General features: G+C 66.5%; 10 protein-coding genes and 3 pseudogenes. 5 read left to right on the top strand and 8 right to left on the bottom strand.

The features are described 5' to 3' along the window. Window positions 1–21: 21 nt before the first annotated feature. From ASC60_RS11745 to ASC60_RS11735, 3 genes are read left to right on the top strand one after another with little or no spacing between them, the layout of a single operon-like run. Window positions 22–480 carry a RidA family protein gene (locus tag ASC60_RS11745; protein ID WP_234356899.1) on the top strand — a complete coding sequence of 153 codons (459 nt, stop codon included), beginning with the start codon at window positions 22–24 and terminating at the stop codon, window positions 478–480. Between the two features lie 44 nt (window positions 481–524). Beyond that, window positions 525–1,040: a helix-turn-helix transcriptional regulator gene (locus ASC60_RS11740; protein WP_055549666.1), complete on the top strand. Its 516-nt coding sequence runs from the start codon at window positions 525–527 to the stop codon at window positions 1,038–1,040. A 3-nt stretch (window positions 1,041–1,043) separates the two neighbouring features. Beyond that, window positions 1,044–2,135 carry a serine hydrolase gene (locus ASC60_RS11735; RefSeq protein WP_055549662.1) on the top strand — a complete coding sequence of 364 codons (1,092 nt, stop codon included), beginning with the start codon at window positions 1,044–1,046 and terminating at the stop codon, window positions 2,133–2,135. Between the two features lie 762 nt (window positions 2,136–2,897). Here the strand turns inward: ASC60_RS11735 and ASC60_RS11730 are convergent. The 5 genes and pseudogenes from ASC60_RS11730 to ASC60_RS11710 form a co-directional block, all read right to left on the bottom strand. Further along, on the bottom strand, window positions 2,898–3,347 hold the full coding sequence (locus ASC60_RS11730) for a hypothetical protein (protein WP_055549658.1): 450 nt from the start codon (window positions 3,345–3,347) through the stop codon (window positions 2,898–2,900). Window positions 3,348–3,351: 4 nt separating this feature from the next. Then, a complete protein-coding gene (locus ASC60_RS11725; protein WP_055549656.1) occupies window positions 3,352–7,200 on the bottom strand; it encodes a GDSL-type esterase/lipase family protein in 3,849 nt (1,282 codons plus the stop codon). Window positions 7,201–7,474: 274 nt separating this feature from the next. Continuing rightward, window positions 7,475–7,948 (bottom strand): annotated as a pseudogene (locus ASC60_RS42770) (ABC transporter permease); the annotation flags it as partial. A gap of 793 nt (window positions 7,949–8,741) precedes the next feature. Next, a complete protein-coding gene (locus ASC60_RS11715; RefSeq protein WP_159043239.1) occupies window positions 8,742–9,644 on the bottom strand; it encodes a hypothetical protein in 903 nt (300 codons plus the stop codon). Between the two features lie 31 nt (window positions 9,645–9,675). Beyond that, window positions 9,676–10,137: a hypothetical protein gene (locus tag ASC60_RS11710; RefSeq protein WP_055549650.1), complete on the bottom strand. Its 462-nt coding sequence runs from the start codon at window positions 10,135–10,137 to the stop codon at window positions 9,676–9,678. A gap of 954 nt (window positions 10,138–11,091) precedes the next feature. Here ASC60_RS11710 and ASC60_RS11705 point away from each other — a divergent pair. Further along, window positions 11,092–11,526, top strand: a complete 435-nt coding sequence (locus tag ASC60_RS11705; RefSeq protein WP_055549648.1) for a hypothetical protein — start codon at window positions 11,092–11,094, stop codon at window positions 11,524–11,526. Between the two features lie 400 nt (window positions 11,527–11,926). Here ASC60_RS11705 and ASC60_RS42760 read toward each other — a convergent pair. Together ASC60_RS42760 and ASC60_RS11700 are read right to left on the bottom strand one after the other, a co-directional pair. Beyond that, window positions 11,927–12,210, bottom strand: a pseudogene (locus ASC60_RS42760) (DUF475 domain-containing protein); the annotation flags it as partial. A gap of 169 nt (window positions 12,211–12,379) precedes the next feature. Beyond that, window positions 12,380–13,504, bottom strand: a pseudogene (locus ASC60_RS11700) (DUF4062 domain-containing protein). Between the two features lie 87 nt (window positions 13,505–13,591). Here ASC60_RS11700 and ASC60_RS11695 point away from each other — a divergent pair. Next, a complete protein-coding gene (locus tag ASC60_RS11695) occupies window positions 13,592–14,035 on the top strand; it encodes a hypothetical protein (protein WP_234356897.1) in 444 nt (147 codons plus the stop codon). Window positions 14,036–14,211: 176 nt separating this feature from the next. On the opposite strand, the gene ASC60_RS11690 is transcribed toward ASC60_RS11695, so the two are convergent. Next, window positions 14,212–14,709 (bottom strand): hypothetical protein, encoded by a 498-nt coding sequence (locus tag ASC60_RS11690; protein WP_159043238.1) that lies wholly within the window; start codon window positions 14,707–14,709, stop codon window positions 14,212–14,214. Between the last annotated feature and the right edge of the window lie 476 nt (window positions 14,710–15,185).

Below are 15,185 nucleotides of genomic sequence, written 5' to 3'. Positions count from 1 at the left end.
CCCGAAGAGGTCACGCATACGATGCAAGAACTCCCGTTCCCTTCCAGCTCTTCGCACGGTCTTTCAACCGGCGGCAACTCCCAACCCCTGCACCGGATCAACCCCATCGAGCTGTCCCCGCCCGCCGGATTCAGCCACGCCGTCACCGCGACCGGCGGACAACTGGTCTTCCTGGCCGGTCAGACGGCGCTGGACCAGGACGGCAAGGTCGTCGGGGACACCCTCCCCGCCCAGTTCCGCCGGGCGCTCACCAATCTGCTCACCGCGCTGCAGGCCGCCGGCGGCAGCCCCGCCGACCTCGCCCGGCTGACCGTCTACGCCACCGACGTCGCCGCCTACCGTGAGTACGCCGCCGAACTCGGCCGGATCTGGCAGGAGATGGCCGGCCGCGACTATCCGGCGATGGCGGTCATCGGCGTCGTCCGGCTGTGGGACGAGGAGGCGATGGTCGAACTCGACGGGATCGCGGTGCTGCCCTGACAACCCCTGGCTCCGTTATTCCGGAATAACGTAATCTCTCGCGCATGGCCGACGAGTCCCTGCACGAGCGGGTCGCCGCACTCGAAGAACGGGTGTCGCGGCTGGAGTCCGAAGCACCGGACTCCCCCCGGAGCGAGGTGTTCTGGGCGCTGGAGGGGCTGCGCCGGCGGATCACGGGACAGGGGCAGGTGCTGTTCACCGGCGCGGTCGAGCTGCCCACCGGCCGGCGCTACGAATGGCAGCAGGGCGCCACGACGGACGGCCTGCTGGGCGCGGACTGGTCCGAACACGCCGCGTCCTACGCCGCGTTGGGCCACCCGGTGCGGCTCACCCTGCTGCGCGCCGTCCTGGGTGGCACCCGCTCCGCGGCCGAACTGCAGGAGACCGCCGGGCTGAACACCACCGGCCAGCTCTACCACCACCTCAAACAGCTCACGGCGGCCGGCTGGCTCCAGGCCGAGGGGCGCGGCCACTACCAGGTGCCCGCGGGCCGGGTCGTACCGCTGCTCGTGCTGCTGTCCGCGGTGGTGCCACCTGGCAATCCGACAACGGGGGAATGACTCATGAACCGACGCACGCTTCTCACCACGGCGGCCGCCGCGGGCGCCGCACTGCTGCCCGGCACCGCCGCCGCGGCCGACAACACCCTGCCCGCACGGGTGCGGCGCACCCTGGACCAGGTGCTGGCCGCCGGGGCTCCGAGCGCGGTGTGCGGCGTCATCCGGGGCGGACGGACGTACGTGGCGGGCGCGGCCGCAAAGGGCAGGCGGACGCCGGACGGCCGGACCGTCTTCCAGCTCGGCTCGATCGGCAAGACGCTCACCGCGACCGCCCTCGCCCTCGCCGTCACCGCGGGCGAGACGCGCCTCGGCGCACCCCTCACCCTGCCCGCCCGGTTCCCCATACCCCGCGAGGGCTCCCACCGCATCACCCTCGCCGATCTGGCGACCCACACCTCCGGCCTGCCCAAGCTGCCGCCGAACCTCCTCGACGGAGCCAACCCGTACGACCCGTACGCGCACTACACCCTGGACGACCTGGCCGAGGGCCTCGGCAAGACCACCCTCGCCACCGAACCGGGCACCGAGTACGCCTACTCCAACCTCGGCTTCGGACTCCTCGGCCAGGCACTCGCCTTCGACCGCGTGGACGAGATGCTGCGGCACCGGGTGGCCGCTCCGCTGCGGCTGACCGACACCACGACGACACTGCGGCCGGACATGCTGCTCCGCAAGGCGGTCGGCCACCTCGAGGGCACGCCGGTGCCCGACTGGCACGATCGCGTGCTCAGCGGAGCGGGCACCTCGATCTACAGCACGGCCGACGACATGCTGCGCTACCTGGCCGCCCAACTCCGCCCCGGCCGCTCCCCGTTGCGGGACGCCATCGAACTGACCCAGCGGCCCCACTTCACCGCCGGCCGCGACCTGCGGCTCGGGCTCGCCTGGCACCTCAGCCCGCTGCCCAGCGGCCGCACCATGACCTGGCACAACGGCAGCACCGGCGGCTTCGGCAGCTACGCGGCGTTCAGCCGGGAGAGCGGGGTGGCGGTGGTGATGATGACGAACAACGTCAGCCAGGTGCCCCCGGGCGAGGAGCGCCCGATGGACACGTTCACCTACGGGCTGCTCCGGGACCTCGACGCGGGGGCCTGAGCCCGTCGGGCCGGACCATGGCGGGCAGGGGGCGCGCGGTGCCGCGGCGCCCCCCGCGGCTCGCCTCAGATGTCGCGGAAGGAACCAGCCAACGCCGTGACCTGCGATGTCTGGCCGTCGCAGGTCGTTGACCTGCATGAATAACCTTTCGGTTGTTTCACGCTCGTACTGGCTGATGCGGCCGGAAGTCCCAGGAAAGGTCCCAGAGAACTTCCACGGGCAGGAGCCACTCTTTCGGCTCTGTACAGGGCATGCGAGTGCGCTGTGGGCTGGTGATCGTGGATCGACGGTCTGACCCGAATGGACGGCAACGCGCACTGTTCGAACGGCTCGCAGTTGGTGAGGAGTATCCCCCAGCCTGGGTGCCGGGGGATTGGCGGTCGGCTTACGCCTTGCTTGATCGAGGGGTGTCAGGGGGCAGTCGGAGTGGTAGGGAAGCGCCCGTGGAGGTCACCGAGGACGGCCGCTACTACCTTCGACACAGTCATCGTCCTTGAGGGGCTGACGCCGGCTGAAGGGGGCGACGACTTGCCCCAGATTGCGGTCAGGCCGCCTCCGCCTCGCATGCCGCCGGGCGCGTTCGGCGGCGACGAGACGCGATCGACTCCATCCGGACACGGGCACTTGACGGCTCGTAGGGTGAGGAGCCGGGTGAGGCGTGCACCACGGCACGTGGACGATCTTTCCCCGAACCGTTGGCAGTCCGCCAGGGTGTGGCCGTCGCCGCGGCGCCTATTCTTTCTGCGCTGTGGGAGAGAGCCGTCAGGGGCCCGGTCTTATCAAGGTGGAGGAGGGCGGACAGACTTTGAGAGGGGCGCTGCTCACGGCACCGGTGGGCAGCGCGGTGTAGGAGTAGCACTGAACCCAGTCTGACGCGCCGATCTCTACCACCAGGACGGTGCGTGTTTTTTCCCGCCGGAGGGAACGGACGGCCGGTCTGTGGTTCAGGACCATGTCGATTTCGTGCCTGGTGAGTGCGCCGTCGGAGTTGGCGTCGAGGAGCCGCATCCTGAGCTTCTCAGCCGTGGTGACGACGGCGGCGTGTGCGTTGCGTTCACGGTTCCGCGTGACATGGTGCAAGTGGGCGAAAAGCCAGACCACCAGAATCGCGGCGAGGAGGACGCAGACCAGTACGGCGGCGCCGACGCAGCCGACCGCCCGGGCGAGAAGCCCGGTCGGCCGGCCGTTGCGCTGTTGTGCGGTGGGAATCATCCCGTCATGATCCCGTGTAACCGATATCGGTCAGGCGCTTTTCCACCACGCTTGCGTATCCGGTGGTGCCCGCCTGTTTCGGGTGGAAGGCCTCGCGGCTCAAGCACTTCTGGCCGACGCCGGAGACGGAGATGCAAAAGGAGTTTGGGTCGCCTTCGTGGAAGTCGCCGTCCCCGTTGGGACCGAGCACGATCTTGTTCATCCACTCGTCGCTGTCGCATCCTCCGTGGCCGACGAAGGCGTCGACGGGGTTGGCGTACGACACGTGGAGTCCCGTGGCCTTCAGCTCGTCCACCTTAGCTTTCTGCGCGTCATTCATGTAGTTGGCCAGGGTGGCCAGCGCGTCGGCTTCGCCGCCGTCGATGAACCAGGATCCGGTGCACTTGACCGTCCGGCTGAGGATTTCCGGGTATCCCACCAGCAGGATCTTGGCGTTGGGGGCGCGCTCGGCGATGGCCTGCAGAGTGCCGCCCACGTCCTCCTTCGTCTGGTCGATGAGTGCTTCGTACTTGTGGATGAAGCCGTCGTTGGCACAGTCCGTGGGGTACGCACAGTCGGTGACGGCGTTGACGAAGGCGCCGTAGTTGTTGCCACCGATGGTGAGCGTCACCAAGGTGGTGTCCTTGGTGAGGACGCCGGAGTCGACCTGGGGGATCTCCCGGAACTCGCCGTCTCCGGTACCGATGTCCCCGCCCTGCGGGTAACTCGCGGGGACGCTTCCGTCAAGCTGCCTGGTGTGGGCCCCGGAACAAGCGACGAAACCGAGTTCCGCGTTCGGGCTGAAGCCGTCGGACAGCAGCGACAGGCGTGCCGACATTCCCGGCAGCACGAGCTTGCGCGGCCACGCGTTGGCGCTGCGTCGGCAGGCGTTCCAGTCGATGGTGCCGTGCTTCTGGTTGCTGGATTCGTCGTAGTCGTTCGCGCCCTCACCGGAGGAGTAGGAGTCGCCGAGCGCGGCCACGATGTGCTTCGGCTTGGCCGAAAGCCACTGGAAGCCCACCGCGTCCCAGGCGATGTCGTTGTCCGCCTGCCCCTCGGGTGTGTAGTTGGAAAGCGAGACGCCTTGGAAGTCGGAGCCGGCGGCGAAGTGGTAGATGCCCAGGCTCACCCACTGGTTCTTATGGGAGATCGCGTTGATGATCCGGGTGTGCGTGGTCCCGTCACCTAGGTGGATGGTGTAGACGGCCTGCTGGCTCCCCGAGCCCGTGTTCGGCAGGTGCACCAGTACCCGTGTCCACGAGGTGCGCTGGGTGTTCAGTTTCCAGGTGCCGGTGACGGCCATGACACCGGCGGCGGGACCCGGATCCTGCTCCGGATCGTAGACGCTCGCGGACGCGCCGTGATCTTCGTCGCGGGCGTGGGCGTACCAGAAGTGATCACCGAAGCCGCCGCCGATCTGATGGAGATCGCCCTTTGCTTCGTAGTGGTTCTGCGCGTCGGCGTTGAAACGGAAGCTGAGGGTGCCGGAGTTGGTCCAGCCCGTCTTGCCGCATCCGTCGGTGTATACGGGAACGCTGCTGGCCACGTCGTCCACGATGGTGAAGCCGGCGGCGGAGTTGTTGCACATGGTGCCTGCGCCGTTGTTGCCGTTGCCGATTTCGGTCCTGAGGGTCTTGTAGGTCAGGTACTCGTGCCCGCAGCTGTTGGGGCAGGCGACCTTCCAGGTCGTCTGGGGGGTGTGGTACCAGTGCGGCGGGTCGCAGGACTCACCGAGGTGATCGACCTCGCAGCGCGGCGGGTTGGCCGGATTGCAGGCGTTGATCTGTGGGCTGCAGAAGGTGTCCATCTCCGGCTTGACGCTGGAGCGGTGGATGTCGGAGTCCCACCAGGCCGCCGAGTATCCCGCCGTATTGCTGTGGTTGGCGGTGCCGTCGTCCGCGTACGAGCGTCCGGTGTCGATCGGCCAGGCGGCCCAACCCAGCACCTTCTCCGCGTACGACCACTGCTGCGGATGCGCGGCGTCGGCGTAGCTGTTGTGGTCGAGGAAGGCGTGCCGGTCCGGCGGGTAGAGGGGGTTGGACGGATTGTTCAGGTAGCCCAGGCCCCAGTACTCGGTCGGGCTGGCCGGGACGTAGTAGTTGAGGCCGGAGTTGTAGTCCCACAGCGCCGCGAACCAGTTCTCCGGGGCCGAGGGGTCGTCAGTGTTGAGCCTGATACCGCCCGGCGTGATGGCATTGTCGTGCAGCTCGTTCCACTTGGTGGAGAGAGTGCGTGCGGCGACCGCGATGTTGGAGGTGTAGTCGAGCGCGATGGCCTTCTGCTGCGCGGTCGGCAACTCGCCGATCTCACCGCTCTTCATGCCGTCGGTCTGCTGACCGATGCCGTAGCCGCAGTCCGCCTTCGACCAGTCGATCCGCCAGTGGTCCTCGGGCGTCGCCGGGTCGCTGGGATGCCCGTAGAAGCCGTTGGTGCTCGCGAGGGTCGAGCTGGTCTGGCCGGGCAGGGCCCCGCCCTCGGCCTGCCACAGGTTGGACTCCTGGGTCAGCACACCGAGGAGGACCTGAGCGGGGATGCGTCCTCCGCTGGTTCCCTCCAAACTCGGCAGCGGGAACATCCCCTGCGGGTTGACCGTGCCGAGCCCGGCGGCGGTGCGCCATCCGCCCTGGCGTACGTAGGCGCTGGTCAGATTGCCGCGGATGGCCATGTCAACAGCCCACTCGACCTGGTTGGGGGTCGGCTGGTACGCCTGCTGTTTGGGGTCGTTGCGGGGCTGCGAACAGGTGCGGTCGTTGTCGATGGTGGAGGTCGGGTCACCGGCCGTAGTGACCGCCCGTGTCTTCGCGGTGCTCCCCGTCCTGGCTGTGGACGCCGGAGTGGTGGCGGCCGAGTCGGTCAGGGCGGGAGAAGCGGCCTTGCCCGACGCCTTCTGGCCGCTGTCGGCGGTACCGATCGTGAACGAGACCTTCTTGCCGGTCGCCGGGACCTCGGTCTTGAGCTGTATCGGTGCCGCTGTGTTCCACGCGGTCGCGGCCAGCGGACGGCTGACGTGGCTGCGCAGGCTATCGGACACTGCCTGGTCCACCGCGAGCGCGCCGGTGGACGACACCGTCGCGTCCGCCGCCACCTTCAGCCGCCGGACGGCGGATGGCATCGACGAAGTGGACGTCGGTGTGCCGGTGAGGAAGACTCGTCCGGACGTGCCGGCCTGAAGGCTCAGGGAGCCCGAGGTGCCCTGTGCGAACGTGCGGGTCGCGCCGTTGGCGGTGCGGCGGGCCTGGGTCTTGCCGTCCCGCTGATCCAGGAAGTTGACGCCGCCCTGGCCGTCCACGCGGAGGTCGAAGGCGGGGCCCGAGGTCGTGGTGAGCTGGCTGGCGTGATTGTTGTGGTCGAAGCGGATCAGGCGTCCCACCGCCGCTCCGACGATCGTGTTGCCGGTGGGGACCGCTGAGGTGACCTGGACCTTCTCGGTCTGTCGGTGGACGACGGTGGCCGTGGTGGTGTCCACGGTCAGCAGCCGGGTCTGGTTGCTCTTTTCGTCGCCGATCTGCGTGAGCACGGCGGTCTCCCCGGTGCCGCAGCCTGGGTTGAAGTACGCCAGACTCACGGTGTCCGCGAGCTTCGTGACCTTACTGTTGGTCAGGTCCACGATAGCCGCGAAGCCGCCACGCTCCATGAGTTCGGGCTTGTTGGTGAAGCCCCGGGGCGCGTAGACCACGACCGCCCGTTTCCCCGACCCGGTTACGCAGGCGTTACCGATCCACAGGTCGGTTCCGAACCCGGGTTCGGAGAGGGTGGCGACCGTGCGCCACTGGTAGGCGTCCTGGCTGGCGGCCGCGAGGACGTGCAGGCCGGAGCCGTCACCGGCCACGGTCACCGCGCGATCGGCGGACTCCTCCCAGTCGTCGGGCAGCACATCGTTCGGCTTCAGTACTTTGGACGACTCGTCCTGGCGCGGAGCATCCGACTTCGCTTCCGCCCCACTCGCGGGGGCCGGCGAAGAGGACGTAGCCGTGGCCGGCGGCGTCGCCCAGGCGGATCCGGTCTGTGTCAGGCCGGTGACCGCCAGGGCTGCGGCCATAAAGGTGATGGGCATTCGTGCTCTACGTCTCAGCCTCAAGACTTCTCCAGGGTCTGGGAGAGCAGCTGTCTGTACGGACTCCGCGACCGTGCCGACGCAGAACGTCGACTCAGGGGCGGAGGGCTTCGGCGGGCTGGACACCGGCAGCACGCCAGGCCGGATAGAGGCCGGCGAGCAGGCCGGTGGCCAGACCGATCACGGGAGCGAGGACAACGGTGAGAGGCGGGATGACGGGGTCCACTGGCGGGTGACGACAACGCCCAGGACGGTGAGTGTGTCCAATCAGACCGCCCAGAGTGCCGAGGACCGCGGACTCGGTGAGGAACTGGGCGGTGATGGGCTGCCCTGTGAACCGAGCGCCCGGCGCAGGCCGATCTCACCGGTGCGTTGCAGCACCGCGACCAGGGTCGTGTTGGCGATGCCGACGGCGCCGATGACCAGGCAAATCGCAGCCAGCAGCAGGAAAAGCTGGTCAGGTCCGGGATGACGGAGGCGCGCAGCGTCCTGGGGTCGGGCGGCGGCACGGCCTTGAAGTACTCGGGACGGCCGGGGGCAGTGCGAGAGGGGCTTCAGCGGCTACTTGCCCAGTGGGCTCGTCGCACAGCGCGCGCTGGCGCTCTCCTCCCGACAACCGAGAGAGCGTGGCGCCGATCCGGTGTCCCAGACCGACACCTGTCAGGGCTTCGCGAGCCCGCCTGCCGTGTTCGGTGCGTGGGACGCCAGATCAGCTAGCCCGGTACCTCAACAGGCTTTCCAGCTTGCCGGTCACCGCGTCGACCCGCACCAGCCGAGGCGCCGCACTGTCCTCACCGCCGGACTGCGTGAGCACCGCGGTCTCCCCTGTCCCACACCCGGGATCGCAGTAGCAGAGAGACGCCTGCAGGCCGAGCTTGGAGACTTTTCCGCCTCCAGGCCGACGAGCGCGGTGAAGCCGCCGCGGGCCATGAGTTGCGCCTTGTCGGTGAAGGCGCGGGGCGCGCATTCCACGACGACACGCCTGGCCGAGGCGGTCACACACGCGTTTCCGATCCATGCGTCAGCGTCGAACCCCGGCTCGGCCAGGGCCGCGGTCGTCCGCCACGCGTAGCGGTACTTCTTCTCGGCCGTCACGATGTGGAAACCATCAGCGTCACCGCTGGTGGTCCAGGTCCGGTCCGCGGACTTCTGCCAGCCGTTGCCGAGATGCGTGTACGGCCTTCGGGAAAGACAGACGCAGAATCACTCTTCTCTGCTGCGGCTCGCGGCGGGCACGAAGGGTCCTTGGCACTGGATGCCCCTCCTTGTGCCCAGGCCGCCTGAGTCTGTGAGAGCGACGTGCCCATGGCGACGGCCGTCGATCTTAATCGTCTTCGCACATCAACTCCACGGTGATGGCTTTACCGGATGGCATTGATGGACTTCGCTTTGGTTACGGCAGACTTGATGGTCTTCTTTGCTTCATCCAGCTCCGCCTGGTTTTTGGCGATGGCGGTCTGCTGAAGAGCGGCCTCCGCGTCGAACCAGACCTTCTCGACGCTGTATTTACTCCTGCAGGACACGTCCGCCTTCGCTGTGGCGATCTCCTCATCCGTGACGTTGTACGGATCGGAGAAACGCGAGTCGTCGTTGGCGTCCATCGGCTTCGCGTACGAGTAGCCCTGCGCCTTCATGCACGACGACCATTTGGCGAACGCTTCGATCACGCTCGGTGCGTTCATCGACTCAAGGTAGGAGTCATTGCTGATCTGCTGGGCAAGAGCGTCCGGCTGGGCCGAGGGGGCCTTCCCGTCGGTCTGCGTGACGCACTCCTTAAGCGCCGTGTCGTCTGTGCCGGACTCATCGACTGCGCCAGCCTCCTGCGCCTCGTCGTATGCTCGCTGTTCCGCTGCATCTGGGTGGTATCCGCGCTTGGCCGCCAACCCGGCATCGTGAATCCCATACCGCCAGTCGGTGAGCGTCTTTCCGCCTATTTCGGGAAGGTCGGGGGCCGGCGTCCACTGGTCGTAGCCCGCGGCTTTCATGCACTCGTCGATCAGACTGTCCCGGGTGGCCGTGATGAACCGGGTGTCTGCCTTAGCTGGCAGGTATGCCTCGATCGGTAGCCGCCAGGTTGCCGGATTTCCCGGGTCACTCACCTCCGCCTTCGATGCGTGGGCGCTGTCCGCCGCACTGGCCGATGACGTGCTGTCATGCATCGATGGAGTGCTTGCCATGTTTCCTGCATATGCCACAGCTCCCACCGTTACAGCTGCCACGACGGGAACTGCGACCTTCGCGATGGTCCTCTTGGGCCTGCTCATCTTCTTTTGTCCCCCCTCTGCTTCCGCCACCTCAGGAGGTCCAGCGGAATGAAGCGTTGTTATTTTTTACGTGCGGAAACTGATCGATGTGTTGCTGGGGCCCCATAGCATCCTGGGCGCCCTTGTAGCCGCTGTTGAAGTACACCCGGGCCATGTACTTGTAGTGCTCGTTCTCGCCGGATGCAGCATTGTTCTTGAGTCGTTGCCCAGAGCCGGGCCATGGGCTGCTGACGCCGAGCTTGCAGAACTTCATGACGTGGACCGTGGGGTCACTGCCGCCGATCTTTACAGCGCTGAAGTCGTATACGCTGTATCCGATGTTTCTGTAGGACCCGTTCTGTCCCGAATTGTAGAAGAGGTGGAGCTTGAATTTGGAGACATAGGGATCCTTGCAGATCTCCATGCTCATAATGTTTTCCTCGTCTCCGTTCGCCTGGGCGCTCGGCGCGACTGCCAGCGAGACGAGAAGCGTGGCGACCACGCTACTCAGCACTCCAATTGTTTTATGCATGCTCCTCCAATCGTGAGGATCGATTGCATCCCTGCATCGCGTTCGTGATTTCGAACACATGTGTGCTGTGACGGGATGACTATAGATGGATTTCTGGCTTGGCGAGAGGTTGCCTGAATCGGGGTGGCGGGATCTCTATCGCGACCCAGAAGCTTGTTCGGGTGCTCTACTGGATTGATCTGCGTTGATGGCTGCGAGCACCGTGTGGGGCGCTAAGTGAGGCAGGCGTGGAATGGCCGGTTCCCTGTTCAATGGTGGCTCGATGGTCGGGATTTCAACCATTTTGCTGGATGCGGATTTGTGATCTTCTGGCGTTTGTCCGAATGGTGGCAAGGGTGACGGTGACGGTAAACCCCTCGTCTCAGATCGAAGTCCAAGCTCGGGAGTGGCGTCACCGCTACGGTGGTGATGCGCGGCGTAGGGTTTTTGTAACCCTGCTCCATAATCTGCGCGTTTCATCTGCCGTGGCGTCCGGATCTTGATCGGAAAAACGAAAGTGCCTTCTGAGCTGGGAATATGAGGCTTGTCGAAGGTGTTTGTCATCGCACCAGGAAGGCACTTCCTGCGTTGCGCACCACCGGGTCGCGCTCCAAGCTCGTCGTCTCGGCCGACGGCCACGGGGTGGGCAGCCCCCGGGTCCCGCCTGATGGCCGATTTCGCCGACGCCACACCCTGCCCCGGCCTTCACTGACGCGCTGCGCCACCTGCGGCCGCGTGGCACCGGACACGATCCCCGGCGGATCGTTCTGACCCTGCTACGTGACCAGGCCGAGGTCTTCGGCCCGGTAGCTTCCGTGCCCGGTCATGCTCGTGTTACGAGCTCTTCGGTGGGAGCGAATCCCCGGTTGTCAGGGTTGTCAGTGCTCGGCGCCACGTTCTGCCGCGAGATTTGCGAGTTCGATGGCGAGTATTGGTGCGAGACCTGCCAAGAAGCGTTTGGAGAAGCTCGCGCAGTGGTCCGTTGACCACGGCGATCATGCCTACTTCATGAGCTGGGTCTGGCTCGGCGCGGGCGGCGTCTACGTCGGCATCTTCCTGCCCGACGGCTCCGCCGCCCTGACGGGTTTCAAGACAGGATGGATCGACGTGCCAGGAGACGCGAAGCCCTGGCAATTCCGTGTTCCCCGGCCCGATCCCCGCCGCGTGGTGGCCACGGCCCCGGCAGGGGGCCTCATGGCCGACCTTCAGCGCCCGGAGTTCAGCGGTCAGGGGGTTGCCAGCCGGGCGGCGATCAGCCGGGTGGGACCGGAGGCCGAGGAGGCGATGGACCGGGCCTTCTGCCGCGAGGAGTACACCCCCGGCACGCTCGCCGATGTACCGGTCCGGGGGGCGATGGATCCGCGGCGACGTCCTCGGCGAGGCGCGTCATGAGGTACTGCTCGGAGTTCTGGGCGAGCGGGTAGAGGTGAATCGCCGTGATCAGCGCGAGCGGCTGGCCACCCTGACGGGCGATCGGCTCGATGCGTTCCTCGACGGCCGTCGGCTCACAGTCGTACGCTCGGTCGACGGCCCCCGACCGAGCTGGGGCCGGATCAGTGCGGAACTGCTGGAGCGGACCTGAGGCCCGTATCTCGCACGTCGGCGGGCGGGCCAGTCACATGAATTTGATTTCGGCGACTGGTCTGTTGCCCGTAGCGCTTCGCTGGCCTGCAGCGGTTAGTGCACCCTCCCTGTTGGCTGGGGATCCCTACCAGCTGCATGTGCGCAACACCGACGCACTCGACGAAGCCCCGCCAGGTCGACACCTTGGAACGGTGGGACGCCATCCCTCAGTGATGGCGAACGCGCCGATGACGCCGAAGGCGTCGAGAACCTTAAGGTAGAGGACCATGAAGAGGCGGCCTGGCCGCCCAAGGCGACCGCGGAGCGAGGCTTGCCGCCGCGGGGCTTGAGCTCCTCCTGCTCTTCGAGTCTGTTCGCGAAGTGGCGGGACAGCCCGTCGGCGATCATGTAGGTGATTAGGCCGGTGATGCCGGACAGTAGGACCGTCTCGGTCTCGTCGACGTGCGCGCCGTCGTGCCTGTGGGCGTGGGTGGCGAAGGTCAATGCGGTGAGTTCGGCTCTGGCCCGTAGCTGCCGGGACGCCGGGAACGGGCCCGTCGGCGCATCCCGTCGTCAGCACACGCGCCTGCGGGCCGCCCCTGAATGCACTCAACGCCAGCCTGGCCGTCAACCGCTTCAAGCAAGAGCAGGCGGTGGCCGTGCGTTTGCTGGCGAGGCAGCTTCAGGCAGCGGAGGGGTGGTGCGCGATCAGTGCCCGCGCGAGATGGTCGGCGACTTCATCGGCTCCGGCCTGCAGGGCTGCCAGGGTGACGGACTCGTCGGGTTCGGTACGCAGGGCGAATGACCTGCCGAAGCCGGCGAGACTGGCTGTGTGTCGTGACTGACGTAGGTCGAAGGTATCGATGCTGGTCATGGCGGGCTCCGACACGCCAGCAGCTAGCACGATGCGGTCCTGCGTGATGATATTCAACGCGCCGGTGAACTTGAGCAGTTCGGCGATCTGCATGGGCAGGGCGTTGGGATCGAGGATCGGCCCCATACTGTCCTGGGGAAGCATGGCCCGGGTGGAGAGCTGGCCCGTCTTGTACAGGCGGACCTCTACGAGCTGGCCCGGACGGGGCGTGCCCCACGAACGGGGACGTCTGGCCGGGACGGAGACGGCCATATGGCCCTGCGACCGGGAAGAGCTTAGGGGGATATCGTCCTCGACCATACCGGTCACGCGCACACGGCCCGGCAGCGAGTGGCCGAGCGTCTCTAATTCCCTGGCCGAGTAGCCAGCAGAGTCCAGCGGTAGGACGTGCAGCTCCAAAAGGGTGGTCACACCGTCGGTCTGCAGGCCGCCTGTGCCCTCCTCGAGGGTCCAGTGTAGGGCGGGTGGTTGGGCCAGCTTGGCGAAGGCCAGGGGAGACGGGCCTGACTCCAGCTCCCGGATCTTCCCGGCGACCTTAGGCAGCAGGTCCGCGGCCGTGCGGAAGCTGTCGCGGAATACGCCGGTGGCGTAAGCCTCCACTACGCGTGCGAACTCGTGCTGACTGGGCTCGAAGGTTACGCCCAGCTTGCGATAGACGAGGCGGGGCGTACCTGCTTGCTGGGCTGCTACCCACTCGTCATGGGTTGCTGACTGCCCCGTCTCGGGAAACACGTGGCCGTAGTTTGGGCCTAGGAGGAAGAGGCACGCGTCGGCGGTCGACAGAGCTTTCAGGCAGGCTTCCCGGCTCGGCGTGGTCTGAGCGGAGAAGTCCTAGAACCGGACCGGGGTGTGCCCGAGAGCGCGGATCAGCCCGTCAAGGGTGTCACGCTCCTCTTCCAGACCTTTGCGGGCACTGCTGATGAAGATCCTCACGCTACGGTGTCTCCACTGCTGAGGGTTGTGCTGTGAGGCGAACCGTGTGGCTGGTGCAGGCAATCAACTGGGGGTTTGATGGCCGGGATGTCGGAAGAGGCGATACGCGCCTATTGGAAGGAGCACCGCGAGCAACTGCGGCAGTGTGAGACCCAGCGCTCCACATTGACGAACCTCTTGCTCATCGTCACGGCAGCCCTGAGCGGTCTGATCGTCCAGCAGAAGTTCACGCTGAACGTCATGCCCTTGTGCCTCTTCGTCGCGACGACTGGAGTCTACGGAGCTGTGGCGGTGGCCAAGTACTACGAGCGGGCCTCCTACCACCTCACCCAGGCACGGGCGTTGACCCGAGACCTGGCGGACCGGGGCGTGCTGGGGTCCGATGAAGGGCTCGCCCGGGCGCGCGCGGCGCACTACCGCGAGTTTCCCCGGCTGCACCGCATTCGGCTTCACCGCCTGTGGGTAGGGCTACACCTCGCCATTGCCCTGTACGGGCTCTCCCTCCTTCTCGTCTGTGTGATTGTCGCCTGACAACTCAGGGAGAAAGAGCACAACACACGTGCGGCGCTCTGGTGCTCAATTGCCGCTTGAGTAGAGGCTGCCACGCGGCCGTACCCTGCATGCCGGAATCGAGCACGACATGCCGGGGGCCGAGTCCCCCGCCGACTGACTCGCGGTGGATCCACTCCAGAGGACCAGTCTCAGTCCTACTGGGATTCCTCGGAACCGTCTTCGCTCGCTCCAGCGATCTTGCCGCCGACGAATACCACGCCCAGCCCGAGGGCGGCTGCACCGGCGGCTGCCACCACCTTCATCCCTGCCCCCAGAAACTGCTTGCTCTCGCTGTCCTTCTCGCCTACCCGCTGTACGTTTTGGTCGAGGCGGTCGTGGAGGGCCTCCCGTTGCGCCCAGCTGAGGTCGTCCCGACCGAGGTCGGCCTGCAGAGCGTCCCGCTGGTCCTGCGAAGCCTTGTAGAAGTGGTTCTGACTGTTCTCGTTGGCTGCGAGAGTGGACTTGTGGGCCTCTGTGACCGCATCGATGTCGGTCTTGCCCAGGTCCTTGAAGGCGGGGAACTGCTCGATGAGCTTGAGCCGCACCTCGGTGGCCATCTCGGGCATCGTTGCCGCGAACTTGAGCACCTTGGCCTTGGACAGGTTCCGCCAGTTCGGGATACCCAACTTCCGCTTGAGCGCTGCTTCGTTCACGTAGCCCATTCCCTGACTCCGTTCGTCGTCCCGTGAGGCATCCTGGATAGTAGCGGTGCCCACCGACAAGCCTCTCTTCGACGTCCTCGGCCTGTTCGCCATGTCTCTGTGAGCCGTATTCGGGGGCAGGTGCACCCACTGCGTCAGTCAACGGCACGACCTGACTGACGGTCGCATGGTCGGGACGGCACGACCGCAGGAATCAGCTCATCTCCGATGGCCGGTCAAGGTTGAGCACCGGGGGACCTAGGCGGCGCCCGTTGCGCGGCCAGCTCCTCCATGACCGTCCACGGGCGACGCCTTGCGCCCCGTCGCCCGGATGGTCTTGAGCAGGTCGACGCTGGCGTTGTCAGGGGAGACACCCACAGCATGTTCGTGTCCAGGGTGATCAAAATAGGCGGCTCCGTCCCCGGGCGGCGTGCAACAGGCGGGACAAGCCTCCCTGGCCCGGAGCGGCCCCGTCAGCGAATTTCGAT

Source organism: Streptomyces sp. NBRC 110028 (assembly GCF_001417735.1).
Lineage (GTDB): Bacteria > Actinomycetota > Actinomycetes > Streptomycetales > Streptomycetaceae > Streptomyces.
The sequence above is the reverse complement of the archived record's forward strand: the minus strand, read 5'-3'. Positions and strand labels throughout refer to the sequence as shown.